At 50.4% G+C, this 454-nt stretch carries 1 protein-coding gene; it reads left to right on the top strand.

All coding sequences use genetic code 11. The features are described 5' to 3' along the window. Positions 1-356: DUF3175 domain-containing protein (locus tag AC1RPW_RS07985; RefSeq protein WP_481769440.1), on the top strand; the 356-nt coding region annotated here is incomplete at its 5' end. Positions 357-454 lie beyond the last annotated feature (98 nt).

The raw sequence follows: 454 nt of genomic DNA, 5'->3' as shown, positions 1-454 counted from the left end.
AAGCAATGGGCCTTCGGGCCCATTTTCGCAACCACGTACTTGTTAAGGAGTACAAAATGGCAGTTGAAATTCAAGCAGCAAACCGGCTGGTGGCCTCCGAAAAATGGAGTCACGATGTGCACACCAAGAAGCATCCTCCGGAAGGCAAGTTCGCGGATGGAAGCGCCGAATCAATCGCAGAGTGGGCTGAGCGTAGCCATAACGGAAATATCGGCAAAGCAATTCAGTCAATCTCGTTCTATCTGAATCGCGGAGGCAAAAACCTGAGCGATGAACAGAAGTCGAAAGTGGAACACGCCAAGGGCATCCTTGAACGCAAGCATGCTAAGGCCGGTGGTGAGCACAAGAAGGACTAACTTGGGATTCCCAATTTTATAGAGTAATCCCGATAGCGTGCGGGACGTTTTTCTCAGGCGAGTGAAGTGTGGTTTTGGGCCTGTACGCTATTTTGGGA

It is taken from the genome of Dellaglioa sp. CoH-55-MRSF-8 (genome assembly GCF_056782195.1).
Note: the sequence above shows the minus strand (reverse complement) of the source record. Positions and strands in the feature narration are given on the sequence as shown.